The organism is Prochlorococcus marinus subsp. pastoris str. CCMP1986 (genome assembly GCF_000011465.1).
Classification (GTDB): domain Bacteria; phylum Cyanobacteriota; class Cyanobacteriia; order PCC-6307; family Cyanobiaceae; genus Prochlorococcus_A; species Prochlorococcus_A pastoris.
Genome location: NC_005072.1, coordinates 772,628 through 798,548 on the forward strand (window position 1 = coordinate 772,628; position 25,921 = coordinate 798,548).

Below are 25,921 nucleotides of genomic sequence, written 5' to 3' on the forward strand. Positions count from 1 at the left end.
CAATTAAATTTATTTATATAACTGCTACTAGGAAAGAGTTGAATTTCTAACGTCGGAAGTTAATTTATTTCTTTTTCTCTTTTTTAGAGACTTAACAATATAAAAGCTTGCTTAATATCCCTATAAGCAAGCTCTCATGACGATTTAATTTTTAAATATTTATGCTGGCAATCTACAATCAAGTTCTATTGTTCCCTCATCCATAAGGCGACCAATTTTTAAAACTAGTGCCATATCTAATCTTGAGAAATCTGATTGGTGATTTGTAATCCAATCTAATTCAGATAAAGTTATTACTCCAGTAGTATTAACTTTGAGGAAGAGTAATCCTAAATTCATTATGCTATTAATTAGTTGCTTTTTTTCCCTTAGCAATCATCAGTACTGGTACTAAAAGATATGCAAAGAATGAGATTAAGAAAATATCTAAATTCATTTTAAAAAATCCCAGGTATGATCCAGCCAAAAAGACCGTAATTAACTACTAATGCAAAAAAGCCCATCATTGCCATTCTTCCATTAGTTCTTTCTGCATTTTGCCAGTAATTAGGTTTTGAGTTTTCCATTTTTTTGTTTTAGTTATTTGAAGTTTGTATTTAAACGAAACCTGGAATGATTTGACCTGTAGTTAGATATGCACCAACTGCAGCTATAAGTCCGATCATTGCAAATCTACCGTTGAGAGTTTCTGCAACAACTTTTTCCTTCTCGATTGTTTTAGTTTTTGTGTTTGAGTTTGTCATTTGATTTTTGTTTGAGTAGATTAAATTTTCTTCTTGAAATTGTTTAGTTAGGGAAGCAACGAGTAAAGCAGTTAGAGATACAATTAAAATCAAAAAAACTGCTAGTGGACTCATTAAAAAATACCTGGAATGATTTGACCTGTTGTTACGTATGCACCTAATAATGCTACGAAGCCAATCATTGCCCAACGACCGTTAACTTTTTCTGCGTTTTGAGGATAGCCGTCATAAGAAACTGACTCATCTATGTAAGGACGAGTTTCTGATGGAAACATGTTTTGTCTTCCGCCAGACTCAGTTGTTGTGTATGAAGAATTTGACATTAGAAAAAACCAGGAATTATTTGACCAGTTGTTACGTATGCGCCAACAGCTGCTACGAAACCAAGCATTGCTGCTAAGCCGTTAAATCTTTCTGCGTCAGGTGTCATAATTAAAATTTGATTATGTAAACAAATATAACACAACTATTAATGAATGTAAAGATATTGGCCTCTATTAGTGCTTAAATAGTATTTTCTATACATTTTTGATACATTAATGTATAAAGTCATTAAACTTATCTATTTATTGTTAACAAGTAAGATTTTGAAAAATAATAAACAATTATTTATGAAACTTTTTAGGTATGGAATATGATTTTATTAGTGGGATACTTGAATTAATCCAAAATCAAATCTTTTAGATAATGAAAGAAAAGTAAATAAAGAAAAGGCTATTGATGAAATAGTAAAAATAATTCAGGATTTTCAATACAATGATGAACTTAGTGAGAAATATAAATGGAAAAGAAATCTGATTCTATTTTTAAGCACCTTCTTTAAGTATTAACTTAAGTTGATCGCTATCTAGTTGTTCTAAATAATTTCTCATTGCAAGCCATGATCTTTCGCTTTCTATCTTTCCGCTTTGTTTAAAAAAAATTGCGGAAACTTGATCTACTAATTCTTTATGAGTCATATACATATGCTTCATCAGGTTTAATTACAAAACCATTAAAAAATTCAGCTAATAACTTTGATGGATCTTGAGCAGATATTTTCCTATCCTCTTTGGATAGTTCCTTTTTAATTAGATTTAGGTACTTCATGCCGATTCAGGTAATTCTAGTTCCTCAAAAGTCCAACCTTCTAGTTGAAGATCATGCCATTTATCCCAGGCTTTTTCCAAATGCATTTGACTTGATGACTTGATTGCTGAGGGCTCACCAAGATCGTTTGCATAATATTTATGGGCAAAAATCATGATATTATTTCTGGTTGATTTTTCATTTCTTGTAAATAAAATTAGTCTGCTGCGATCGGGGTTAAGAAGCCAACCACTTGGGGACTCATTACGATAACCATAAGAAAAATTAGACCAAACATTAGCTGCTCCAAGGTTCATTGCTTAGTAATACATGTGTACTACTAATATAAGCCAATGGTAATTAAATCGTCAAGTATTTAATTATTAACTTTGAGTTTTTCTCTTAATTCTGGAAAGCTATTTGCAATATGGATTAACTCATAAACCTCTTCACTATCATATTTTTTATCCGGAACTCCACTTCCTACTTCTATTCCTTTATCTTTCATTTTCTTTAGGATCAGTTCTTGTCTTTCTTGCCTTGTCATCGATTTATATTTTTTTCTTATTTCTTCTTTATCCATAATAATTAAAGCTAATGCAATTGTTCCAATACTAAAAATTAAGCTCCATCCCTTCGAGTTTATAGGCAATTTATATATAATTTCTATTTGATTATCTTATTAAATAGTGATTGTAATAAAACATAAAAATATTTAATTTATAGTATTAAAAATTTAATTACCATAGGTAATACCTATCTCCTCATTTCTTCTTAATTCGGCTTATGTCCTCCCTAGCCCACTACTATCGCTATCACTAAATTCTATATATTAATTTTTAAATACAGTTCCAGGTATGGGTTTATCGTACTAAAGTATAAATACTGGGTCTCTATGTATAAAAAATCATACAAGAAGACATTAATCTATAGTAAAAGCATTACGCAAAGATATATCAGCTAAAACAAGAAAACTTTATAAATTAGCACCGAAGAAGATATAGATCAGTAGCTGTATTGTTAGGTCACTCAAAGTAGTCAACCCTTCTCCTCGTTTAGTTGAGTTTAAAAATAAGGAGTATATGGAACTTCAGAATTTAGTGAGTCACCATAATAGCTTTCTGCTGACTTCTCTAATAACCAGTACAAGAAATTAACAAATGGTTTCTGCATAAGAATCTCTATTTCTATAGTCATTCAAATTCATATCTCTAATTTAAAGGACGTAAAAATACTTATTTAGAAAAAGATCGAATCGTATTAGAAGGGACTTTTATTGGAACTAAAGATTTACCGTAGTGTGATTCGGCTGATCTCATCAGTAACCAGTAAAAGAAATTTACTAAAGCAGTCTCCACAAGGATTTAGTAACTGACCTAAGAAACCTTATTCGAAGTGTATTAGCAATATACAAAACTCTAATATCAAGCAATCAAGACATTTGTATCAGTATGAACTATTTAGTTACTTAAACAAATCATTATTACTCAAACACATAAAACTAATTAATGATAAACAATAACAAATTAATAAAATATTAAATTTAAGTGGAAATAAATTTCCTCTAGGTTGTTGTTAAACATAGCTATCTGTATTTTGGTATTTGTTATTTAGATTTTTTTACCAAGCTTTTTGTAATAGTTAATTAATAGATGTCTTTAATTTTCTTACTAATTCCTTACCTCTCTTGGTTAAAAAAGTCAGTCTCTTCTCCTATCAGCAGGATCTTCCATTTTTGATATAAGTCCTATTCCAGAGACTTCCCTCTTAGTCTATAAGCAGATAACCAATCTGTATTTCTGCTAAAACTAGCTTTGTCCATTTTAGTTATCATTTTCAGGGTTTTTGAGTGTACTAGCTTCCTTCCTATTCCATTACTTTCCGATTCGTGATAACTAAGTTATTACCCCAAACCTATTGCAAGCACAAAAAAACCCGTCTATGACGGGCTTCTCATTGGTGGCGGGGAGAAGATTTGAACTTCCGACCTTCGGGTTATGAGCCCGACGAGCTACCAGACTGCTCTACCCCGCGATACATACATAGCATACATCTGAACGGGTTCTTTTTTATATATTTTTAGGATTCTTGGAATTTTAATTGACCTTTTACTTCAATTTGAACCCCTTCAGGTAATTTTATGATCTTGTCCTCTATATCTTGTATTCTTAATTCGGAAATCCATTCTAGTTGTTTCAAAATATGTAGACCCACAGATTGTTTTGCTCTTTTTGATCCGTCTTCAACTTTTAAAGCTAAACCCATTCCTTCATTTACTTTACAAAAACACTGTATTCCTTCTGCTCCTCCCTTGCTTATTACATGCCCATGTGATGCTTGTATAACCTCCGTATCAAATCTATTGTGGTCGCTTATCATTGTTGGATTAATTGTCATCGCTCTACTTATTTGCTCTAATTCAGCATTATCTGAACTACTTAATAATGAATATAATTTTGCCATTTCGAGTATTTTCATATATAGAGTTGGAGCTCCACAGTCATCTCTCTCTGCGTATATCTGCTCCAATGGGATTTCAAGAAGTTCCGATATTATCCTAAAGATTTCTACTTGTAGAGGGTGATCTCCCTTTAAATAAGTTTCTAACGGCCAATTTAATTTTTTACATGTTGCTAGAAATGCTGCATGCTTACCAGAACAATTATGTTCTAAGGGACTTGTTTTTTTTATGGGACATTTGAGATTATGTATGTCTATATTGTATTCCCACAAAATTTTAAAAGCTTCTCTTGCATGTAATTTAGATCCACTGTGAGATCCACAGGATAAGGCAATTGACTTTGATGAATTCTTGATTTTTGATGAAGCTCCACTACTCACAAATGGAATTGCTTGAAAAGGCTTTAAGGCAGATCTTATGAAGCTTTTATATTCTGGATTACCAGCACACATTAACACTCTTCCTTTTTTATCACTAATTACTGCATGTACTTTGTGAATCGATTCTAGTTTTGAACCTCTCATTAATATCATCTCTAATGGAGGATTATTTGATGTGTATAAATTTTTAAAATTAGAACTCATTTTAGAGATTATTGTTTTGAAATAGTAAAATTCCAATTAAAGCAAAGATAATAATAATAGATAAAATTTGAATTAAATTTTTTAAAATTGGTTTTACTTCTAGTGATGCTATTAACGATTCTTTTTCTCTTAATTTAATTGGTTTGATCCATATTTGTCCGTCATACCATCCTGATTCTTCATATTCCACTTTTTCAGAAGTTAATCTTTTGAATATATGATTCCAACCTAGATATAACCTTATAGAGAAAAGAAATGGCAATGATAAACTACTAAAAAAGCTTAATAAAATGTACCTTAATGTAGAAGTTTCAAAATATACACTCCCTGAAGAAATTACAACAAATATAAAAAATGTTCCGATCCAAAACTTTAGTAAAATAAATGAAAAAGCTTTCTTTGATTTTGGCCAAGTAAATATTTTAGATTTTGATAATTCGATAAATTCATTTGTAGGCTGTTGATCTTTTGGAACTGGGCAGTTAAATTGATTCATCAATATTTATTATGGAAAATTGAGGTCATCTCCATTACTCCAAAATGATTCAAGGTCGTAGAACTTTCTTATTTCGGGTTGAAAAATATTTACTATTAAATCACCATAATCAAGTAGGGCCCATTTTGCTTCGCTAACTCCCTCTTTTCTAATTGGTTCAATCTTTGCTTTTTCTCTAAGTTCTATCTCAACAGAATTAGTAATTGATCTAACTTGAACATCTGATAAGCCTTCAGCAATAAGTATCCACTCACTAATGTATGAAACTTTGTCAATTTTAATCAATTTTATCTCTTGGGCCTTTTTTATATCACAGGCTTTGGCAGCCATTAAAACTAACAATTTATTGTCCATAAACGTTTTCACTTGAAACTGATTTGTCTGAACCCTCTTGTTGTGATAATTCTGACCTAGCTTTTTCAGCACTTTTTCTTAATGCTTCTAATCTGTCTTCAAATATTATTCTTTTTTTCTTTTTTCTAGTTTTTTCTATTAGCTCTTTTAAAGCCCCGCCAAGGCTTTTATAAGCATTTGGGATACTATACCCAAATCTACAGGCAAGGTCTATGGCTCTTTCATCTGCAAAAATAGCATCTTGTAATCTTTTCTCAGAATTATTTTTTATGTAAAGTCTATATCCTGCAAAACCTGATAAGCCAAGAGCAAGTATTAAAAGTAATCCATCTTGTACCCATAGTTCACCTATCGCTCCACCAAGGCCTATTGCTAAAGCTGCCATTTCCCATCCGTCCCGTGGAATTGCATCATTTTGAATCTTTCCTACTTCATGCCAAAACAATAAATTTCTATGATCAATCGCATAATTATCCCATTCTTCTAAATCTATTTGAATTTCAACTTCGTCACGACCAATTTCCTCTAAAGCAATCAATGGAGGATCAATGGCGGCGGCAGCTTCAATAAAAACCCAACTTTCATTCTCTGGAGGCAACAAACTTTTAAGTCGCTGAAGTTCGCTCATAAATTATGTTTTATTATCAATACTATAGAAACAAATGTTGCTTTTCAAGTAACTTGATTAACAACTGATGATTTGTAAGTAGCATTAAATAAATGAATTTTTCTAATTATGCCTCAAAGAGGTGATCTTAAAAGAATCCTAATTCTTGGTTCAGGTCCAATTGTTATAGGACAAGCATGTGAATTTGATTATTCAGGTACTCAAGCTTGTAAAGCTTTAAGAAAAGCTGGATATGAAATTGTTTTAGTTAATTCTAATCCAGCTTCAATAATGACTGATCCTGAAATTGCAAATAAAACCTATATTGAACCTTTGACTCCAGAAATAGTTTCTCAAATAATTTTAAAGGAAAAACCTGATGCGATTCTTCCTACAATGGGTGGTCAGACTGCCTTGAATCTGGCTGTAAAACTATCTGAATCTGATTTTTTGACAAATAATAATGTTGAATTGATAGGAGCTGATTTAAAAGCTATTAACAAGGCTGAAGATAGAAAACTATTCAAAGAATCGATGGAAAATATTAATGTAAATGTATGTCCTTCGGGGATTGCTTCTGATTTATTCGAAGCTAGAGAAGTATCTAAGCAAATAAATTCTTACCCGTTAATCATAAGACCAGCTTTTACTTTAGGTGGAGTTGGAGGAGGTATAGCATACAACCTTGAAGAATTTAATGATCTTTGCAAATCTGGTTTAGATGAGAGTCCAAGTAATCAAATCTTAATTGAAAAATCTTTAATAGGTTGGAAAGAGTTTGAATTAGAAGTTATGAGAGATACAGCTGATAATGTTGTTATAATTTGCAGTATTGAAAATTTGGATCCTATGGGTGTCCACACTGGGGACTCAATTACAGTGGCACCTGCTCAAACGTTAACTGACAGAGAATATCAAAGACTTAGAGATTTATCTTTAAAAATAATAAGAGAGGTAGGTGTTGAAACAGGAGGAAGTAATATACAATTTGCGGTAAATCCAAAAAATGGTGATGTAATAGTTATTGAGATGAACCCAAGGGTAAGTAGATCCTCTGCATTAGCTAGTAAAGCTACAGGCTTCCCCATAGCTAAGATTGCGGCTTTATTATCTGTTGGGTACACACTTGATGAAATTATTAATGATATTACTAAAAAAACGCCTGCATGCTTTGAACCCTCAATTGATTACGTTGTAACAAAGGTACCAAGATTTGCTTTTGAAAAGTTTAAAGGTTCCTCAAATATTTTAAATACATCAATGAAATCTGTTGGAGAATCAATGGCAATTGGCCGATCTTTTGAAGAATCTTTTCAAAAAGCTTTGAGATCTTTAGAAATTGGTATTTTCGGTTGGGAGTGTGATTCTATTGAAGATTTTAACAACGATAATGATTTAAAGAATAATTTACAAAACCCAACTGCTGAAAGAATATTAATAGTTAAAAAAGCAATGGAATCTGGTAAGACTAATTCATATATTAATGAAATAACGAATATAGATTTGTGGTTTATTGAGAAGTTACGAAATATTTTTAATTTTCAGAATGAATTTTTAAAAGGGAATGAACTTACTCGAATTGATAGAGATTTAATGTTAAATGCAAAGCAATTGGGCTTTTCAGATCAACAGATTGCAAAATTAACTAACTCTGAATTTTTTGAAGTGAGAAATTATCGAAAAAAATTGAAAGTTTTGCCACTTTACAAAACTGTGGATACTTGCTCAGCTGAATTTTCATCTGAAACTCCTTACCATTATTCAAGCTATGAAGAAGCTTTTTTACACAATAATTTAAATATAAATGATAATGAAATTTCTGCCGATAATCATAAGCATTTAAAAAAAATTATGATATTGGGAGGTGGACCTAATAGAATTGGCCAAGGTATTGAATTTGATTATTGTTGCTGTCATGCCTCGTATCAAGCTTCAAGTAATGGTTATCAAACGATAATGGTTAATAGCAATCCTGAAACTGTTTCAACCGATTATGATACAAGCGATATTTTATATTTTGAGCCTGTTACTTTGGAAGATGTTCTCAATATAATTGAAGCTGAAAATCCATATGGATTGATAGTTCAATTTGGAGGACAGACACCTCTTAAGTTGTCTTTGCCTTTATCCAATTGGTTGGAGTCTTATGAAGGTATTAAATGTAAATCAAAAATTCTTGGAACATCTCCTCATTCAATTGACATAGCTGAAGATAGAGAAGAATTCACAAAGATTCTTGAAGAATTAAATATAAGACAACCGCTCAATGGAATAGCACGTAATGAAAAAGAGGCAATGTTAGTTGCAAATAATATAGGATTCCCTTTAGTCGTAAGGCCCTCTTATGTCTTAGGTGGAAGAGCTATGGAAATAGTTAAAGATAAAAATGATTTATCTCGATATATAAAAGAGGCCGTTAAAGTTTCACCAGATCATCCGATTCTTTTGGATCAATATTTAAGTAATGCAATAGAAATTGATGTTGATGCGTTATGTGATAAAACCGGTTCGGTTGTTATCGCAGGTCTTATGGAGCATGTTGAACCTGCAGGAATCCATTCTGGTGATTCTGCTTGTTGCCTACCTTCAATTTCTTTATCCCAAGAAACAATAGAAACTGTTAAAAAGTGGACAAAATTAATTGCAAATAGATTAAATGTTGTTGGCTTAATTAATCTACAATTTGCAATTAGAAATCATAGTAATGAAGAAAATCAATTATTTATTCTTGAGGCTAATCCACGAGCATCAAGAACTATACCTTTTGTTTCTAAAGCTATCGGTAAACCTGTTGCGAAATTGGCGACTCAATTAATGCAAGGATCCTCTTTAAAAGATATAAATTTTACTAAGGAACTAATACCTAAATATCAAGCGGTTAAGGAAGCTGTTTTACCTTTCAAAAGGTTTCCTGGATCTGATGCTTTACTTGGCCCTGAGATGCGTTCAACAGGTGAAGTAATGGGATTGGCCGATAATTTTGGCCTGGCATATGCAAAATCTGAATTGGCTGCTGGAAATGGCGTCCCTTCTGAGGGTGTTGCTTTTTTATCTACTAATGATTTAGATAAAGATAAATTAGAGTATATAGCAAGAGAACTAATAGTTTTAGGTTTTAAATTAGTTGCGACTAAGGGTACTGCTAAATATTTATTTAATTTGGGAATTGAAGTTGATGAAGTTTTAAAGGTTCATGAAGGAAGACCTAACATTGAAGATTCAATTCGTTCTGGTCTTATACAATTAGTTATCAATACTCCAGTTGGATCGCAGGCTCTCCATGATGATGCTTATCTCAGAAGAGCATCCTTAGAATATAATATTCCCACTTTCACTACTATTCCTGGAGCAAAAGCAGCTTTGCAGGCAATTAAATCATTACGGCTAAATAAAATTGATACTTTATCACTTCAGGAAATTCATAATTAATAGAATTTATTCATAATTTTTAAGATTCTCTCTTAATTGGTTTGTTAGGGAGTTTCTACCAATGGATAACAATTTAAATGTGTCTTCATGCATTTTCAGCTGAGTTTCAGCTATTTGTAATCCTTTAATTAGTTCTTTTGTTTCACTAGTTAAATCATTAAGATTATATTCCCCTCCCTCAAAAGTTAGGACTGGATTTTTATTTTCAATGTTTTTTTCAGACATGATTTTATCTTTTATTAAATTAAATACAATCAAGTAACCTTTATCAACTGTTTTTCACATAATTCTTTATAAATCCCATCTTTATTGAACAAATCTATATGTTTTCCACTATCTACAATTTTACCTTTATCAAAAACAACTATTTTATCTGCTCCTTGGGTAGTGGATAATCTGTGAGCAACAATTATAACTGTTCTGTTATTCATTGCTTGATTTAGGCCTTTTTGAACTTCTGCTTCTGAATCTGAATCTAATGCACTAGTAGCCTCATCTAATAAAAGAATAGATGGGTTACCTAATATCGCGCGAGCTATTGCTAATCTTTGAATCTGACCTCCTGAAAAGTTAGATCCTCTTTCGTTTATGTTTGTTTCGTATTTACTTGGGAGTTTAAGAATAAATTCATGAGCATTTGCAATCTTGGCAGACTTAATTACATCGTCTTCACTAAAGTCCCTTCCCATTTTTATTACATCAATTATTCTTCCAGAAAATAAAAAAGGTTGTTGTTGTACTAAGGCAATATTTGATCTTATATCTATTGAGCTTATAGATCTTATGTTTTTGTCATCTATATATATGTCCCCTAATTTAGGGTTTATGAATTTTAATATCAAAGACATCATTGTGCTTTTCCCAGCTCCTGATGATCCTACAAATGCAATTACCTGTCCTTTTGAAATTTTTAAAGTGATATCTTGTAAAACTTCATTATCCTTTTTATATTCAAAACTAACATGATTGAATTCGATCTTCCCATTTATTCTTGTTATTTTTTCTAAATTTTGCTCATCTTTTTCCATGGGTTGCATATTTATTTTTTTTAATCTTTTTAATGAAGCCTCTGCTTGCTTATATTCATTAAAGTTTGTACTAATGTGACTAATTGGGTCTATAAGCATTAATATTGCAGCAAAAAAACTGCTAAATTCTTCGCTATTTAAAAGACCTAGGTTAATTCTTAATGCTCCTAAACCTAATATTGCCAATATTCCAAAAGCTTCAATAAAACCTACTATTGGATGTTGGATAGCAAGTAATTTAAGTGTCTTATATTTTGCTTGTTTATTACTTCTCAATTTTGTATTGAATCTACCTGTAATCCAATTTTCTGCTGCAAATGATCTTATTGTCGAAATTCCGTTTATAGATTCTCCTATTAAACTGGCTAAATCGCTTGTTGATTCTTGACTTTTTTCAGATGCTATTAAAACTCTTTTCCCAAAGTTATTTACTGATAAAACAATTATTGGAGCTAAAATAAATGTTGATATTGTCAACGACCAGTCTAAATAAAACATATAGATAATTACTGCTAATAATTGCAACAAGCATGGTAATGTATCTTGAAATGTTTTATAAATCACTTCACTGACTCTGTCCGCATCCTCGGTAAGCCTATAAGTAATATCTCCTGCAGAAATGTTGTTGATAATATTCATTTTTATTTTGTGAATTTTACTAAATAAACTTTGTCTCATTACTTCACTTATTTCTAATGAAGGCTTGGCAATATAAACATCTTGCCCATATTGAGCAGTTTTTTGAATTAAAAATACAACAAGAGAATTTATTATGATATTAGTTACGGTTGATAATTCTCCAGATCCAATAGCGGGTATTAATTTTCCAGCTAAAAAAGCTAATATTGGCCAACATGCTACATAAATTATCATGCATATAAAACCTTTAATAAATCTATTAATATAAGGAGTGATTGATGGAATTAATTGCAAGATATTATTTTTGATTACTTCTTTTACTCTATCAATAGCTGTGGATTTATAAAACAATGAAATTAAATCAATTTTTAAAATGGCATAACATTGTTTCTTCTGGTGGTGAGGCAAAAATTCTCATAAATTCTGGTCAGATAAAAGTTAATGGAGAAATAGAGAAAAAAAGAGGAAGAAAATTAGTTAAAGGAGATAAAGTTATGTTTCTAAAAAGTGAATTAATTTTTGAATGATTAGCCTAAAAACCCAGGTTATATTAGTATATTTTTCTTAGACAACATATTTTGAGAAAATCTGTAATCGCTGGGAATTGGAAGATGCACATGACTTGTGCTGACACAAAAAAATATTTGGAAGAATTTCTTCCTCTTATTGAAGAAATTCCTAATGACAGAAAAATAGTAATTGCTCCTCCCTTTACAGCTATTTCTACTTTTTCTAATTATACAAACTTTGATTATTTAAATATTGCAAGTCAAAATATCCATTGGGAAGATAAAGGTGCTTTTACTGCAGAAATCTCCCCCAATATGCTTATTGAACACAAAGTAAAATATGCAATTGTTGGTCATAGTGAACCTCGGAAATACTTTAGTGAAAGTGATGAACAAATTAATAAAAGAGCTGTCTTTGCTCAATCAAGTGGACTAACTCCAATAGTTTGTGTCGGTGAAACTCTTGAACAAAGAGAAAGAGGTGAAGCCGATAGGGTCATCACCAGACAAGTTGAACAGGGATTAGAGAATACTGATCCATCTAATCTTATAGTTGCTTATGAACCTATATGGGCAATTGGTACAGGTAAAACTTGTGAAGCAAGTGACGCAAACAAGATATGTGCTTTGATAAGGAGTTTGATTGGTTTTAGTGACGTAATCATCCAATATGGAGGTTCTGTTAAACCAAATAATATTGATGAGATCATGTCAATGAGTGATATTGATGGTGTCTTGGTAGGTGGTTCTTCTTTAGATCCTATAAGTTTTTCAAGAATTGCAAATTTCGAATAATAACTACCCTTGGCCTGATGATTGGGGGAGGAAAACCTCCATAATGGGGATTATTAATTTAACTCCAGATTCATTTAGTGATGGAGGTGATTTTTGTTCCATAGAAAAAGTTTTAAATCAAGTAAATTATTTTGTTTCAAATGGAGTTGATGTAATTGATCTTGGTGCACAAAGTACTAGACCCGGAGCGATAGAAATTGGAGCGAAAAATGAATCAAAAAGATTAATACCATATTTAAAAAAAATTAGAAGTGAATATCCCAATATTCTTATTTCTATTGATACTTTTAATTCTGAGGTTGCTCATGAAGCTCTCTCAAATGGTGCTAATTGGATTAATGATGTCACAGGTGGAAGAAGGGATGAGGAGATTTTAGATGTTGTCTCAGAATTTAATTGTCCTTTCGTAATTACTCATAGTCGCGGAAATAGCATAACCATGAATAATTTGACAAATTATGATGATTTTTTAGTTGATATTATTCATTCTCTTGAAAGTTTGACAAAAAAAGCTCTAAACAAAAATGTTAGTAAGGATAAAATAATTTGGGATCCAGGTATTGGATTTTCAAAGGACACTAAACAGAACATAGAAATCCTAAGAAACGTACCTCTTTTAAAGAATTTTGAATTTCCACTCCTAATTGGGGCCTCAAGAAAAAGATTTATTGGAGAAATCTTAAATCAACCTAATCCCAAAGAAAGAGATATAGGAACACTAGCTATTAGTTGTCTTTGTTCTCAACAAAAAATTCACTTAGTAAGAGTTCATAATGTAAAAATCAATTATCAAGTTTTAAAAGTCGCAGATCACATATTTAGATAAAGAAATTAATTTTTTCTATTTAACTCCCTCAATTTTATCCTCTACTTCTTGATAAAGTTCTTTAAGTTGCTCTATATTTTCATCGGATGTTTCCCAATAACCTCTCCCATTTACTTCGAGCAATGTTCCTACTATTCTTCTGAAACTATTAGGATTTAAATCCATAAGCCTTTTTCTCATTTCTTCATCATTAATGAATGTTTCATTAGTTTCTTCATAAACAAAGTTATCTACTTGGCCACTTGTTGCACTCCATCCAAGTGTGTAGTTAAGTCTATTAGAAAGTTCTCTAACTCCTTCATATCCTGACTTAAGCATTCCTTCGTACCATTTTGGATTCAAAAGCTTAGTTCTAGAATCTAGTCTTATTGTTTCACCTAATGTCCTGACTTGAGCATTAGATGTAGTTGTGTCTGCAATGTAACTACTTGGTTCTTTCCCATCATCCCTTAACGTTTTTATTAATTTAGTAGGATCAGAATCAAAATAATGGCTGACATCAGTTAGAGAGATTTCAGAAGAGTCAAGGTTTTGAAATGTTACATCAGCAGTTTTCATGACAGACTCGAATACATCCCTTTTTTGATTCATTTCTCCTGGGTTATCAGCATTAAAAGCATAAGTTTTTCTTGATAAATACATTTCTTGCAATTCATTTTCTTCCTCCCAGGTTGAATTTTCTACAGCTAAATTGACATTTGAACTATAGCTGCCGCTAGCATTTGAAAATACTCTTGCTGAAGCCTCCCTTATTGAGGTACCCTCTTTATCAGCTTGTTCTAATGAATGTTTTCTTACAAAGTTGGACTCTAATGGTTCTTCTGCTTCTGCGGCTAATTTTACGGCCTGATCAATAAGTGCCATTTGGTTTATAAATAAATCCCTAAAAACTCCAGAGCAATTTACAACCACATCAATTCTTGGTCTACCAAGTTCCTCTAACGGGATAAGTTCTAATTTATTTATTCGACCAACAGAATCAGGTTTTGGTTTGACTCCTACAAACCATAAAATTTGAGCTAGAGATTCACCATAAGTTTTGATATTGTCAGTACCCCATAAAACACAAGCTATTGTTTCAGGCCAAGTTCCTTGCTCTTCTTTTTGTCTTTCAATTAATTTGTCTACTACAGATTTAGCTGCAGCTACTGCTGCAGTAGTAGGAATTGATTGTGGATCAAGTGCATGAATATTTTTACCACTTGGTAAAACGCTTGGGTTCCTAATAGGATCTCCTCCAGGGCCAGGTAATACATAATTTCCATCCAAGGCTTTTATGAGGCTATCCATTTCTTTGTCTGCACATACCTGTTCAAGGCAGAACAATAAATAGTCAAATAATTTATTTAATTCTTTTTGATTTATTTCATTAAATCCATTTAATCTACATACTCTCAGCCAAGGGGTAGGTAAATTTAAACCAAATATCTTCAAGAAATCTAATAGTTTTGAAAATAGTGATTTCTCCAAATAGACCCTTCCGTTAACAATTTTTAGACTATTAACCATTGCAAATATGCATTCTCTGGCAGTTTTTATAATTTTTTCATTTAGTTCAACAAACTTAAGTTCTCCCTTATTATTACCGTCGTAAACTTCATCAATTTTTAAATTTATTGATTCTGCTAATAAACCTGGTAAGGATCTAAGACCTTCTTGTTCTCTTTCTAACGAAGCTATGTTTACTAAGGTGGCAACGGCTTCCTCCGCAGTAGGAGCCTCTCCAATTGTATGGAGTCCACATGGCAATAATCTACTTTCTATCTCCATTAATTGCTTATATATATTCCCTACAAACAGATCTCTATCTTCAATAGTTAGTTCCTCAACCTCACCAATAGGGAGTTCTACATCTTTATCGAGATTACATTGCTTTGAAGTCTCTACTATTGCATTAACAATTTGAATACCTCTACTACTTTCTCTGAGTTGTTGATAAGAACCTACAAGCTCGCTCAATTCTTTAAGTCCCTTATAAAGACCAGCATTTTCAGCTGGAGGAGTTAGGTAACTTATTGTTGATGCGTAACCTCTTCTTTTTGCAATTGTTGCTTCTGATGGATTATTTGCTGCGTAATAATATAAATTTGGCAGAGATCCTATTAAAGAATCTGGGTAGCAAGTTTCACTCATACCCATTTGTTTCCCAGGCATAAATTCAAGTGAACCGTGTGTTCCAAAATGTAGAACTGCATCAGCTCCCCATATTTTTTCTACGTATGTGTAATAAGCGGCAAATCCATGGTGAGGACTAGCACTTCTTGAGTAAAGTAATCTCATTGGATCTCCTTCATATCCAAATGTTGGTTGCACTCCTATAAATACATTTCCAAAATGTTTTCCGTAAACAAGTAAATTTTGTCCATCGCTGTTCAAGTTTCCAGGAGGTTTACCCCAGTTTTCTTCTAATCTCTTTGAATAAGGTGTAAATTCCTCATATTCTTTTACAGTCATCTTATGAGCAATATTTAATTCAGGAGAACCATCCATAGCCTCTGGATTATTAATTACTTTCTCCATTAATTCTTTGGAGTTTTTAGGGAGATCATCAATTTGATACCCTTTAGCTTTCATTTCTAAAAGAACTCTATAAATAGAACCAAATACATTCAAATATGCTGCTGTTCCAACATTTCCTTTGTCAGGTGGAAAACTAAATACAGTTATCGCTAACTTTTTCTCATCCCTTTTTTTTACCCTAAGAGTGGACCACTTTATTGCTCTTTCAACAATGACATCTACTCTGTCTTGGAGAGTATGGGCTTTACCAGTAGCATCATCACGACCTGAAAGAATAATTGGTTCAATAGCTCCGTCTAATTCTGGTATCGCAATTTGGAGTGCAACTTGAACAGGGTGTAATCCTAAATCACTTTCCTCCCATTCTTGAGTTGTTTGAAATACTAATGGTAATGCAACCATATATGGTCTATTTAGCTTTTTCAGTGCATCAATGGCTTTTGGATGATCTTGTCTTGCAGGACCACCTACCAATGCAAATCCTGTTAAAGATACAACCCCATCAACTATTGCTCTTTCCTTATCATTTGAATGATAATAAAATTCATCTACTGGTTTAGAAAAATCTAATCCGCCACAGAAAATAGGTAAAACACGAGCTCCTCGATATTCTAATTCTTGTATTACGGCTACATAATGAGCATCATCACCTGTAACTATGTGACTTCTTTGTAGAACTAATCCAATAGTTGGAGTTTTATCATCTTTTGGTTTTATATCTTTTCTATTTTTTTCCCAATTTTGATATTCATTTAAACTTTCAAACATATTTGGCGCTAACGGATGCCATATACCTAAATCTGGAAAAGTTTCAGGATCTTGTATTTTAAATTCTTCTAACTGATCTTTTATATTTTCTGACACTACATATTTTTCTGAGATCATTAATAAGAAGTTCTTCAGATTTTCTGTAGTTCCGCCAAGCCAATATTGAAAACTTAATATAAATGTTCTTGCATCTTGTGCTTTTTCTACAGGTAAATATTTGAGTATTGAAGGTAAGGTATTTAGTAGCTTCAACATTGAATCTTGGAAACTAGCACCATCAGATTCTTTTTTCTTTTTAATAAGATCTCCGATAATACTTTTAGATTGTCCAAGTTGAGCCATGCTAAATGAACCCAATTTATTTAATCTCATCACCTCAGGCATTGAGGGAAAAATTATAGAGGCTTTAAGATTCTCTTTATATGGGGTAACTGCATCTACAACTTTTTGTGCTAAATCTTCTATAAATATTAGGGAGGCAACAAAAATATCGGCACTAGCTATATCAATTTTAAAATCTTCGAAATTTTTATCGTTTCTAAGTTCTTCTATAAGATATCCGCTGAGATCTATCCCTATAGGGCCATTGGTTTCATTTATTGATTTTGCAGCTTCTGTTAAGGAGTTTTGATATTGTGGCTCAAGGACAACATAAACTGCTTTTATTACAATTTTATGTTTGTTATCCTCAACAGGAGAAACTCTGCGATTTGCTGAGCGGACCTGCGTAAACATTGATTTTCTTTAAGTATTTTTACCAGCCTACGGGTGAATTGCCGTTATTGTGTGCAATATAAATAGCGTGTAACAACCTTTAAAAAAATTTTTTAATTAAAAATGATCAAAAATTCTAAAAAAACTACACCTGTACTTGTTTCTGGTGCATTAGGCAGAATGGGAAGTGAGGTTGTTAATTCCGTCCTAAATTCTTCTGATTGTGAACTTGTTGCAGCAATTGATACAAATAAAAAAAATAATGGTGAAAACATTTCACAATTGTTAAATCTTAAAAAAAGTGATGTTCTTGTCTCAAATGATCTTGAGGGATCTTTATGTTCAATAAGTCAAGATTATCGAAATGAGAAAATTAAGCCAGTATTAGTTGACTTTACTCATCCTGATTCTGTTTATGAAAATACTAGATCTGCAATTGCTTATGGGATATCGCCAGTTGTAGGGACTACAGGCCTTACTCCCTCCCAAATAAATGATTTGGCTATTTTTGCTCAAAAAGCAAACATCGGTTGTGCAATAATTCCAAATTTTTCTGTAGGAATGGTTCTTCTTCAACAAGCTGCTTCTGTAGCAGCAAAGTTTTACGATAATATTGAATTAATAGAAATGCATCACAATCAAAAAGCAGATTCTCCTAGTGGAACCTGTATTAAAACTGCTGAAATGATTGAAGAATATCCAAAAAAATATAATCAAAGCTTAGTTGAGGAATCTGAATCATTAAAAGGTGTAAGAGGAGGTGTTAGAGATTCAGGCCTAAATATTCATTCAATAAGATTGCCTGGGCTTTTGGCTCATCAGGTAGTTATTATGGGTTCTCCTGGAGAAACTTACACAATTAAACATGACACGATTGATAGAAAAGCTTATATGCCTGGCGTTTTGCAGGCAATAAGAAAAATAGGTAAATTTAATTCGTTAATTTATGGACTTGAAAAATTAATATTCTAAATGCTTATACCAATAAAACAAAATCAAATATCTAAACTTATCCCTTCTGTGGGGACAGGTGGTCAGTTTAAATATACACTTGGAGATCCCAGAAAAGTTTTGCAGAAACTTATTATTTCCTCTATTGGAGGAGTTTTAAATCTCTTGCTTTTTATTAGTCAATCATCAACTCAGACTGAAAATCTTTGGTTATTGTTATGTGTGATCTTTTTTCTCTACATAATATGGGGACCAATTCTTGAATCAAGCAGAAAAAATATTAAATATAAAAATTCTAAGTTCTTTTCTCTCTTTGATGGTTATGTATCTGATATCTATAAAACTGAAAGAATTGAAAGTTCACGTGAGCAATCAAATAGGCAAGGTCGTTTAGAGTTGATTGAAAAAAAAAGAACTTGGTTAGTTATTGAATTGGAGGATGAGGATGGTTATTTAGATAAAATTAGTTTTCCCATGGAAAACAAACATAGTCGAATTAGAGTTGGTTCCAATATTAGATGCATTATTTCATCTAATTATAGAAGCTTTGAAAGAGAGATTTACTTGACTGATGCATGGTTACCTGACGAAAATATTTGGATAGGAGAGTACCCTTATTTGCTTCGACCAGCATTTGAAGAAATTTGCTATATTTATCTGAAGTAAATTGTCGTTATATATTAATTGATGAATAATTATTTAAATTTTAAAATTGTTGGTTCTGGTCCCTCTGGATTACTTTTGGCTATATCTTTAGCGAAATTAAATTTCAATATTTACATTACAGATTTACTAACAAGAGAGAAACTAATAAATAAAGACAAAACATATGCCATTACGCATTCAACAAGAAAGATACTTTCAAAATTTAATCTTTGGAGTAAATTAAAATCTTATCTTTATAAATTTGATTCTCTTTCAATTTCAGACAGTGTAACTTCAGATTTCACAATTTTAACTACTTCTGATTTAGATAAAGATATTTGTTCTTTAGATACTATTGGTTGGGTAGTTAAACATTCTGATCTTATGAATGTATTTTTCGATGAGGTCGATAATGTAGATAATATATTTTTTAAATCTTCTTTAGATCTATCTTTCAATGATATTAAATTTGATTTTGAATTTGTATCAACCGGGGCAAATCCAAACCACAAAAAAAATCGAAATTTTATAGATATTAGAAAATCATATAATCAGTCTTGTTTAACATTTGAAGTTTTAGTTAGGGGAAATGTTCCTAGGCGCGCATATGAAATATTTAGAAAGGAAGGTCCATTAGCTTTATTACCACTAGATAAAAATAAGTATCAAATAATTTGGACAGCTACTACATCTAAATCAATGGATAGATTAAATTCAAGTAAAAGCTTTTTGTTAGATAACTTGTCAACAATATTACCTGATAATTTTAAGTTAGATCAAATCAATAGCGATATTAATATTTTTCCTGTTTCTCTATCTTTTCGCCTGCCAATTTTTAATTTTAAAAAGGTTGTATTTGTTGGAGATTCATTTCATACCTTCCATCCTGTTGGAGGACAAGGGTTAAACACTTGTTGGAGAGATGTTAATGTCATATATGATATTTTTAATAGAAATTTTCCTGTAAGTAATAGAGCTTTGAACATATTTAAATATAAATACTATTTTATAAGATGTTTAGATATTATTTCAACTATTGTTGTTACAGATTCTTTAATTCAATTTTTTGCAAATAATAAATTTTTCTTATTACCTTTTAGAAAATTCTCTTTTTTACTTTTAAATAAGTTTATTTTTATGAGGAGAATCATATTAAATCATATGACTAAGTCTTTAATCTATTCTTCAATTAAATAATTTCTATGGATAATAATTCAAATAGAAAAATAATATTATTTCTTATGGATGAAATTGGATTAAACGAGTCTTCGATTGAGCTAGGATTAAAGTTGTCAATTAAAAATAATACGCCACTTCCTATTCTTCTTTGGAATTATGGAATATTAACAATTGAAGAACTGGATCAGTTTTATACATTTTTATTTCAAAGTAAATAATAAATATTCTGTTATGATCTGTAAATAGCGTTCTAAGTTGACCATTACTATCTTATCCAAAGGAAAACAGATATCTAGAGAATCTATACAAAGACTTGATTTACTTTTACTAGCTCTAGAAACTATTGATTTAAATGGTGCTGAATCTCTATATTCTTTATCAGTCAAACTTAATTTAAAGGAAGTCATACCTAATAAAGTTACTATTTGGAAACTAAGGAATAATAACCCAATGAGGAATTCTTTTAATAATATCAATATTAAATTGGAGGAATTTGAAGCACTAATTAAACTTGCTTCTGAAATGGCAAAATTTTTATATCCTTACATAAGACAAATACTTCAATCCAGAGATGATCATATTAGAAATCCTAATGCTTGGAATGAATTTAAGAAAAGATATATTGAATTAATTAATGAAAGGTTTAATACTAATAGTATGAAGGTCAAAAGACTTCTTGATCCTAATTGTAATGATGAGGTTTTTAATAAAATTATACTTACTTTAGCTTTGTGCGTCGCAGACGATGGTTTTCTAAAATTAAGAACAAATTTACTTAATTATTAATATGTTGCAAAATAAATTTTTATTTAATCAATCTTCAGTAAGCCTTGAAATTATTGGATTGCCTGATTATTCAAATAACGAAAATAAAGACTACATATCAATTATTTCGCAATGGAAACTTATGATTATTGATAAGCCTGTTGTAGAAGGAAATTTGGAACATTTAAAGTCAATTATGAAGGCTTTTTATTATTACTCTAATTCCCTTTTAAATGATGAAAATCCAAGATATGAATCCAATTTAATTGATATTACCTCTGAGAATTTTTATACACATATACTTCTTTTGAAGAGTTCCAAACCTGAGGTTAAGCCTTTAAATATAAGAATTGGAAATTCAGTTTTAGCAGATACCATAAATTGTTTTGACCAATTATGTTCTTCAAATAAAGTTAAAAATATTTATCAAAAAGAATTTACAAATTTTAAAAATAAAAATCATTTAAGTTTATTGGATAAAAAAAATATCTTTAATTTTCTATTGCCTCCATTATTTTCATTATGCTCTATTTTTCTCGTTTCTACTGCCTTAATTTATGTTTATGATGGAAATGATAATAGTTCTTTAATAAATACTAAAAACAAACTTATTAGCATTAAATCCTCAAACAAGTTACTATAAAAAATAATTCTTATTTGAGAATTATTTTTGATTTTTTAGTTTGATTTATTAGTTTGATTTTTTATAAATGGCCGATTTAAAAATACCTAATTTGAATAAGAATTCTGATAAATATTTTTTTAAAAAAAAGTTATCTTTGAGAAGAAAGTCTAAAAGTAAATTGATAAATGAATCTTTTATTATGATTTTTTTTAGTGCCTTAATATTTTATCTAATTTATTTAATCCCGAATAAAATCTCAATTTTTAAAAACTTATTTATTAATTTTAGTAAATTGTTTGCCAACTTTTTAGACTCAATCTCATATATTTATGAAATTTGTTTATCTATATTTATTATATTTTCATTAATATTTTCCTTAATTTTATTTATAGGCTCATTTTCAAGAATACTAAAAGTAGTAAAAAGAAAAACTAGCCGATTAAACCTTAAATAGGGTTCATTAAACCGCCACTTCCAGAATCTGAATCATCGTCATCATTTTCAGTTTCGAATCCTAGTAAAGCGTATATACCAACTGCTACAGATGAAATTAATAAAGTAAAAGGTAAAATCGAAGTTTGTAATCCGACATCAATGTATTCACCCATTTAATAAAAAAATTTTTTATTAACCTAACCGAAATTTCACTTATCCGCGGTTATTAAATATTTATTTAATGTTTTAGATCTTTGTAACGGAAGTTTCTTTATCAAAGTTATTTATTTCTTTTACAAAAAGTCCTAACCAATAGATTAACTGATCAATTTGATTTTGAATATCTGTGACACCTAATCCTCTAATAATTATTTTTGAGAACTGATCATCTTCTTCATAATTAAATTTTGATTGAATATTTGATGGTAAACCTTTTTTAATAAGTTTGAATGTAGAGTTTTTTAGCCTAGTTTCTATTATTACATTTGGTTTTTTAAGTTTAATTTTATTAAAGCCACACTTTTTTGCTAACAATTTTAACTTCATTAACAATATTAAGGATTCTACAGGTTTGGGTAAAACTCCATACCTATTTGTCCAGTCAGTTGCTAGCTCTGTAAGCTCTTTGTGATTGGTACATTCGGTAGCATATTTATAAGCATCTAGTTTCTCTTCTCGGTTTAATATCCATGTTCCTGGTATAAAAGCATTAATTGGCAAATCAACTTGCGTATCATTGACTTCTGGTACTTCTTGACCATTTATTTCTGAGATTGCTTCATGAAGCATTTCAATATATAAGTCATATCCTATGGCATTAACTTTTCCACTTTGCTCTTCGCCTAATAAGCTCCCAACACCTCTTATTTCCATATCTTTCATGGCTAGTTGATATCCACTTCCTAGTTCAGAGAAATCTTTTATAGCCTTTAACCTTTGCTTAGAGGCTTCATTAATTTTGTTTATATTTGGATAAAATAGCCATGCATGAGCTTGTATTCCACTTCTTCCGACTCTTCCACGTAATTGATAAAGTTGTGAAAGACCAAATTTATGTGAATCTTCGATTACGATTGTGTTTACTCTAGGTATATCTAATCCGCTTTCAATAATTGTAGTGCAAATCATTAGATCAACCTCGCCATTATTAAATGCAATCATTGCATTTTCAAGATCTATTTCATTCATCTGTCCATGAGCGACAATGTACTTTAAATCTTTAAACATATTTTTTAATTTATTAACCGCTTGATCAATATCAGATATTCTTGGAAGAACATAGAAAATTTGACCACCTCTATCAAGTTCTTGACTTATCGCAGTTCTGATTACATCCATATCAATTTCAGATAAATACGTTTTAATCGATCTTCTAGATGGCGGTGGAGTATTTAATAAACTCATTTGTCTAAGGCCAGACAAACTCATATACAGAGTTCTTGGGATTGGTGTGGCTGAAAGAGTTAAAACGTCAATATTTGTTTTTATATTTTTTATTTTTTCTTTTTGCCTAACTCCAAATCTTTGTTCTTCGTCAATAACAAGTAATCCTAAGTTTTTAATTTCGATCTCTTTTCCTAAAATTTGATGAGTAGCTACAACTAAGTCAATTTTATTATTTTTTAAACCATTATAAATATCTTTTTTCTCAGTATTTGTTTTAAATCTGTTCAGTAGAGAAACTTTTATTGGGTAAGGAGAAAATCTATTATAAAAAGTTCTCCAGTGTTGTTGAGCTAAAATTGTTGTTGGAGCAAGTAAGATTACCTGCTTACCAGATGTAATTGCTTTAAAAATTGCTCTTACGGCTACTTCTGTTTTTCCGAACCCGACGTCTCCACAAACTAATCTATCCATTGGCTTATCGCTTTCCATATCAATTTTTACTTCTTTAACAGCTGTTATTTGATCTGGAGTAGCTTGATAAGGGAATGACTCTTCTAACTCTTTTTGCCAAGGCCCATCTTCTGGGAATATATGACCTTTAAGTTTTTCCCTTTTTGCGTAAAGTTTTAAAATGTCTAAGGCAACTTTTTTTATTATTTTTCTATTTTTATCTTTTATTTTTAACCATTCTGTGCCTCCTAATTTATTTATTCTAGGCTTTATTTTTCCACTAGATCTATATCTGTTTATACTCCCAAGTTGATCAGCTGCAACGCTTATTTTTCCATCAAGATAACGAATGACTAAGTAGTCTCTTGATTCACCGGTAATGTTTATTTTTTCTATTTTTAAAAATTGTCCAATACCATGGTTTTTATGAACTATATAATCTCCTGGATTTATTTTATTTACATTTATATTTGAATTTACACTCCTTTTTCTTTTTCTTATAAATACATTATTAAATAAAGCTTGCTGAGAAAATAATTCTTTGTCTGTTATTAGAATTACTTTCCATATCGGCAAATAAAATCCTTCTATTTCATAATTATTTTTATTTTTAATAATTACTGGTGTCGAATTTTCAATTAACTTATGCGCGCTTTCAAGATCGTTGGGTTTGTCTAAGTAAGTTGTATTACATTCATGCTCAAAAAATAAACTTTTTGTTCGTAGTGGCTGCGCTGATAATATCCAGACTTTATCTTTATTTAATATAAATTTATTTATTTCTTTTGAAAGTTTGCCAATATGTTTAGAAGAGGTATTAATGCGTTTATCTGACAAAAGAAATCTATTATCTAAATTTCTTTTTGACTCGAATTCATATAAATTTATTACATTATAATTACTAAAAGTTTTTATAATTGATTCAAATTTTTCGTGAAGATTAGATTTAACTTTTATATTTATATTATTAGATTTTAAGTTGTTGGCGATTTCATCTTTATGTAGTTCAAAATTATTATCTGATTCAAGACACCAATTATTAGAAAATTTATTACATTCCTCTTTTTCGTCGATGACAATTAATGTTTCTTTATTTATGTAATCTAATAGGTTTGATGGATGTTCCTCAATTACCCCCAAGTATCTATCAAGATTATTCTTAGTTGTTATTTCTTCTGAATTAAATGTACCTTGTTCTGATAAATTTTCTAAGCTTTTTCTTATTAATAAATTAAAGCCGACTTGTACAATTTCAACCTTATTAACACTATCTAATGTTCTTTGTGATACTGGATCATATTCTCGTATTTTATCAATAATATTATCAAAGTATTCTATTCTTACAGGCAGTTCATTATTAACTGGATAAATATCAATAATTTCTCCTCTTCTACTCCATGACCCTTCTTGCGAAGTTAAATTTTCTTTATTATAGCCGAGTAAAACTAACTTTTTTGTTAACTCTTTTATGTCTAGTTCATTTCCCTTAATTAGTGTAAATATATTTTCCTTAAATTGATTAATTTTAATTAAATGAGGTTGTAGGGATCGTTCAGTTGTTATTATTATGTTTAATTCTTTTCTTTCTTTTTTAATAATTTTAGAGATAACTGATAACTGTGAATATTCAGTCTCCTTTGACCTGTTAATTGAAGCATATGGCAAATTTTCACTTGGAGGATAATATAATACATTTCTATTATCTATACTATCGAAATATCCATACCATTTGTAGGCAATTTCCTCGTTAGGACTTATAAGTAAGATATCTTTATTTTCTTTATTAGCAATACTATTTATAATAATTGATTTTGCATATCTACTGGAGCCAATGATGTTTAGTTCATTATTATGTTTAATTCTTTTTACTAACTCTATTATTATTTGTGAATTTGAAATATAACTAATTAATGAATTTAAACTCATTTATATTTAATTAACTTG

The 25,921-nt window shown here is 30.5% G+C and carries 28 protein-coding genes, 1 tRNA gene and 1 pseudogene; 10 read left to right on the forward strand and 20 right to left on the reverse strand.

The features are described from left to right. Positions 1 to 159: 159 nt before the first annotated feature. The 15 genes and pseudogenes from TX50_RS04360 to TX50_RS04415 form a co-directional block, all read right to left on the reverse strand. Positions 160 to 339 (reverse strand): hypothetical protein, encoded by a 180-nt coding sequence (locus TX50_RS04360; protein WP_036930462.1) that lies wholly within the window; start codon positions 337 to 339, stop codon positions 160 to 162. A 98-nt stretch (positions 340 to 437) separates the two neighbouring features. After that, positions 438 to 548: pseudogene (locus TX50_RS04365) on the reverse strand (chlorophyll a/b-binding protein); the annotation flags it as partial. A gap of 48 nt (positions 549 to 596) precedes the next feature. Next, positions 597 to 857 (reverse strand): high light inducible protein, encoded by a 261-nt coding sequence (locus tag TX50_RS04370; protein WP_011132450.1) that lies wholly within the window; start codon positions 855 to 857, stop codon positions 597 to 599. After that, a complete protein-coding gene (locus TX50_RS04375; protein ID WP_011132451.1) occupies positions 857 to 1,066 on the reverse strand; it encodes a high light inducible protein in 210 nt (69 codons plus the stop codon). Before TX50_RS04375 ends, TX50_RS04370 begins: the two co-directional genes overlap by 1 nt. After that, positions 1,066 to 1,173: a high light inducible protein gene (locus tag TX50_RS04380; protein WP_011132452.1), complete on the reverse strand. Its 108-nt coding sequence runs from the start codon at positions 1,171 to 1,173 to the stop codon at positions 1,066 to 1,068. The genes TX50_RS04375 and TX50_RS04380 overlap by 1 nt, the downstream gene beginning before the upstream one ends. Before the next feature lie 376 nt (positions 1,174 to 1,549). Next, positions 1,550 to 1,702: a hypothetical protein gene (locus tag TX50_RS09655; RefSeq protein ID WP_173027983.1), complete on the reverse strand. Its 153-nt coding sequence runs from the start codon at positions 1,700 to 1,702 to the stop codon at positions 1,550 to 1,552. Then, entirely contained in the window at positions 1,692 to 1,832 is a 141-nt protein-coding gene (locus tag TX50_RS09660; RefSeq protein ID WP_173027985.1) for a hypothetical protein, read from the reverse strand. Before TX50_RS09660 ends, TX50_RS09655 begins: the two co-directional genes overlap by 11 nt. Next, positions 1,829 to 2,128, reverse strand: coding sequence for a DUF1651 domain-containing protein (locus TX50_RS04385; RefSeq protein WP_011132453.1), 300 nt, complete (start codon positions 2,126 to 2,128; stop codon positions 1,829 to 1,831). Before TX50_RS04385 ends, TX50_RS09660 begins: the two co-directional genes overlap by 4 nt. A gap of 59 nt (positions 2,129 to 2,187) precedes the next feature. After that, on the reverse strand, positions 2,188 to 2,463 hold the full coding sequence (locus tag TX50_RS04390) for a hypothetical protein (RefSeq protein WP_225866778.1): 276 nt from the start codon (positions 2,461 to 2,463) through the stop codon (positions 2,188 to 2,190). Positions 2,464 to 2,876: 413 nt separating this feature from the next. Further along, complete coding sequence (locus TX50_RS09930) at positions 2,877 to 3,008, reverse strand: hypothetical protein (RefSeq protein WP_268741266.1); 132 nt, start codon at positions 3,006 to 3,008, stop codon at positions 2,877 to 2,879. A 760-nt stretch (positions 3,009 to 3,768) separates the two neighbouring features. After that, positions 3,769 to 3,845, reverse strand: a tRNA-Met gene (locus tag TX50_RS04395). Positions 3,846 to 3,890: 45 nt separating this feature from the next. Further along, on the reverse strand, positions 3,891 to 4,856 hold the full coding sequence (locus TX50_RS04400) for an asparaginase (RefSeq protein ID WP_011132455.1): 966 nt from the start codon (positions 4,854 to 4,856) through the stop codon (positions 3,891 to 3,893). Between the two features lies 1 nt (position 4,857). Further along, positions 4,858 to 5,352, reverse strand: coding sequence for a CGLD27 family protein (locus TX50_RS04405; RefSeq protein ID WP_011132456.1), 495 nt, complete (start codon positions 5,350 to 5,352; stop codon positions 4,858 to 4,860). 9 nt (positions 5,353 to 5,361) lie between these two features. Then, entirely contained in the window at positions 5,362 to 5,706 is a 345-nt protein-coding gene (gene rsfS / locus TX50_RS04410; protein WP_011132457.1) for a ribosome silencing factor, read from the reverse strand. After that, positions 5,696 to 6,334, reverse strand: a complete 639-nt coding sequence (locus TX50_RS04415; protein ID WP_011132458.1) for a DUF3318 domain-containing protein — start codon at positions 6,332 to 6,334, stop codon at positions 5,696 to 5,698. Before TX50_RS04415 ends, rsfS begins: the two co-directional genes overlap by 11 nt. 108 nt (positions 6,335 to 6,442) lie before the next feature. Here TX50_RS04415 and carB point away from each other — a divergent pair, with 108 nt between their 5' ends. Further along, positions 6,443 to 9,742 (forward strand): carbamoyl-phosphate synthase large subunit, encoded by a 3,300-nt coding sequence (carB, locus tag TX50_RS04420; protein ID WP_011132459.1) that lies wholly within the window; start codon positions 6,443 to 6,445, stop codon positions 9,740 to 9,742. Between the two features lie 6 nt (positions 9,743 to 9,748). On the opposite strand, the gene TX50_RS04425 is transcribed toward carB, so the two are convergent. Continuing rightward, entirely contained in the window at positions 9,749 to 9,967 is a 219-nt protein-coding gene (locus tag TX50_RS04425; protein ID WP_036930477.1) for a DUF6447 family protein, read from the reverse strand. Positions 9,968 to 9,996: 29 nt separating this feature from the next. Further along, a complete protein-coding gene (locus TX50_RS04430) occupies positions 9,997 to 11,703 on the reverse strand; it encodes an ABC transporter ATP-binding protein (RefSeq protein ID WP_036930476.1) in 1,707 nt (568 codons plus the stop codon). Between the two features lie 56 nt (positions 11,704 to 11,759). On the opposite strand from TX50_RS04430, the gene TX50_RS04435 reads away from it, so the two are divergent. Genes TX50_RS04435 through folP form a run of 3 tightly spaced genes read left to right on the forward strand, consistent with a single transcriptional unit; the run spans position 11,760 to position 13,539 of the window. Continuing rightward, entirely contained in the window at positions 11,760 to 11,936 is a 177-nt protein-coding gene (locus tag TX50_RS04435) for an RNA-binding S4 domain-containing protein (RefSeq protein ID WP_011132462.1), read from the forward strand. A 51-nt stretch (positions 11,937 to 11,987) separates the two neighbouring features. After that, complete coding sequence (gene tpiA, locus TX50_RS04440; RefSeq protein WP_011132463.1) at positions 11,988 to 12,713, forward strand: triose-phosphate isomerase; 726 nt, start codon at positions 11,988 to 11,990, stop codon at positions 12,711 to 12,713. Next, complete coding sequence (gene folP, locus TX50_RS04445; RefSeq protein ID WP_011132464.1) at positions 12,697 to 13,539, forward strand: dihydropteroate synthase; 843 nt, start codon at positions 12,697 to 12,699, stop codon at positions 13,537 to 13,539. Before tpiA ends, folP begins: the two co-directional genes overlap by 17 nt. 15 nt (positions 13,540 to 13,554) lie before the next feature. Here folP and TX50_RS04450 read toward each other — a convergent pair whose 3' ends face one another. Further along, on the reverse strand, positions 13,555 to 17,562 hold the full coding sequence (locus TX50_RS04450) for a magnesium chelatase subunit H (protein WP_011132465.1): 4,008 nt from the start codon (positions 17,560 to 17,562) through the stop codon (positions 13,555 to 13,557). 102 nt (positions 17,563 to 17,664) lie between these two features. On the opposite strand from TX50_RS04450, the gene dapB reads away from it, so the two are divergent. From dapB to TX50_RS04480, 6 genes are read left to right on the forward strand one after another with little or no spacing between them, the layout of a single operon-like run. Next, positions 17,665 to 18,513, forward strand: a complete 849-nt coding sequence (gene dapB / locus TX50_RS04455) for a 4-hydroxy-tetrahydrodipicolinate reductase (RefSeq protein WP_011132466.1) — start codon at positions 17,665 to 17,667, stop codon at positions 18,511 to 18,513. Continuing rightward, positions 18,514 to 19,158, forward strand: a complete 645-nt coding sequence (locus tag TX50_RS04460; RefSeq protein ID WP_011132467.1) for a hypothetical protein — start codon at positions 18,514 to 18,516, stop codon at positions 19,156 to 19,158. Positions 19,159 to 19,179: 21 nt separating this feature from the next. Further along, positions 19,180 to 20,334: an FAD-dependent monooxygenase gene (locus tag TX50_RS04465; protein WP_011132468.1), complete on the forward strand. Its 1,155-nt coding sequence runs from the start codon at positions 19,180 to 19,182 to the stop codon at positions 20,332 to 20,334. Between the two features lie 5 nt (positions 20,335 to 20,339). Then, positions 20,340 to 20,534, forward strand: a complete 195-nt coding sequence (locus tag TX50_RS04470; protein WP_011132469.1) for a DUF2949 domain-containing protein — start codon at positions 20,340 to 20,342, stop codon at positions 20,532 to 20,534. 37 nt (positions 20,535 to 20,571) lie between these two features. Continuing rightward, positions 20,572 to 21,102 (forward strand): DUF3038 domain-containing protein, encoded by a 531-nt coding sequence (locus TX50_RS04475; protein ID WP_011132470.1) that lies wholly within the window; start codon positions 20,572 to 20,574, stop codon positions 21,100 to 21,102. Position 21,103: 1 nt separating this feature from the next. Continuing rightward, entirely contained in the window at positions 21,104 to 21,724 is a 621-nt protein-coding gene (locus TX50_RS04480; RefSeq protein ID WP_011132471.1) for a DUF4335 domain-containing protein, read from the forward strand. A gap of 428 nt (positions 21,725 to 22,152) precedes the next feature. Here the strand turns inward: TX50_RS04480 and TX50_RS09665 are convergent, their stop codons facing one another. Then, positions 22,153 to 22,314 (reverse strand): hypothetical protein, encoded by a 162-nt coding sequence (locus TX50_RS09665; protein WP_173027988.1) that lies wholly within the window; start codon positions 22,312 to 22,314, stop codon positions 22,153 to 22,155. A gap of 73 nt (positions 22,315 to 22,387) precedes the next feature. After that, complete coding sequence (gene mfd / locus TX50_RS04490) at positions 22,388 to 25,903, reverse strand: transcription-repair coupling factor (RefSeq protein ID WP_011132473.1); 3,516 nt, start codon at positions 25,901 to 25,903, stop codon at positions 22,388 to 22,390. Between the last annotated feature and the right edge of the window lie 18 nt (positions 25,904 to 25,921).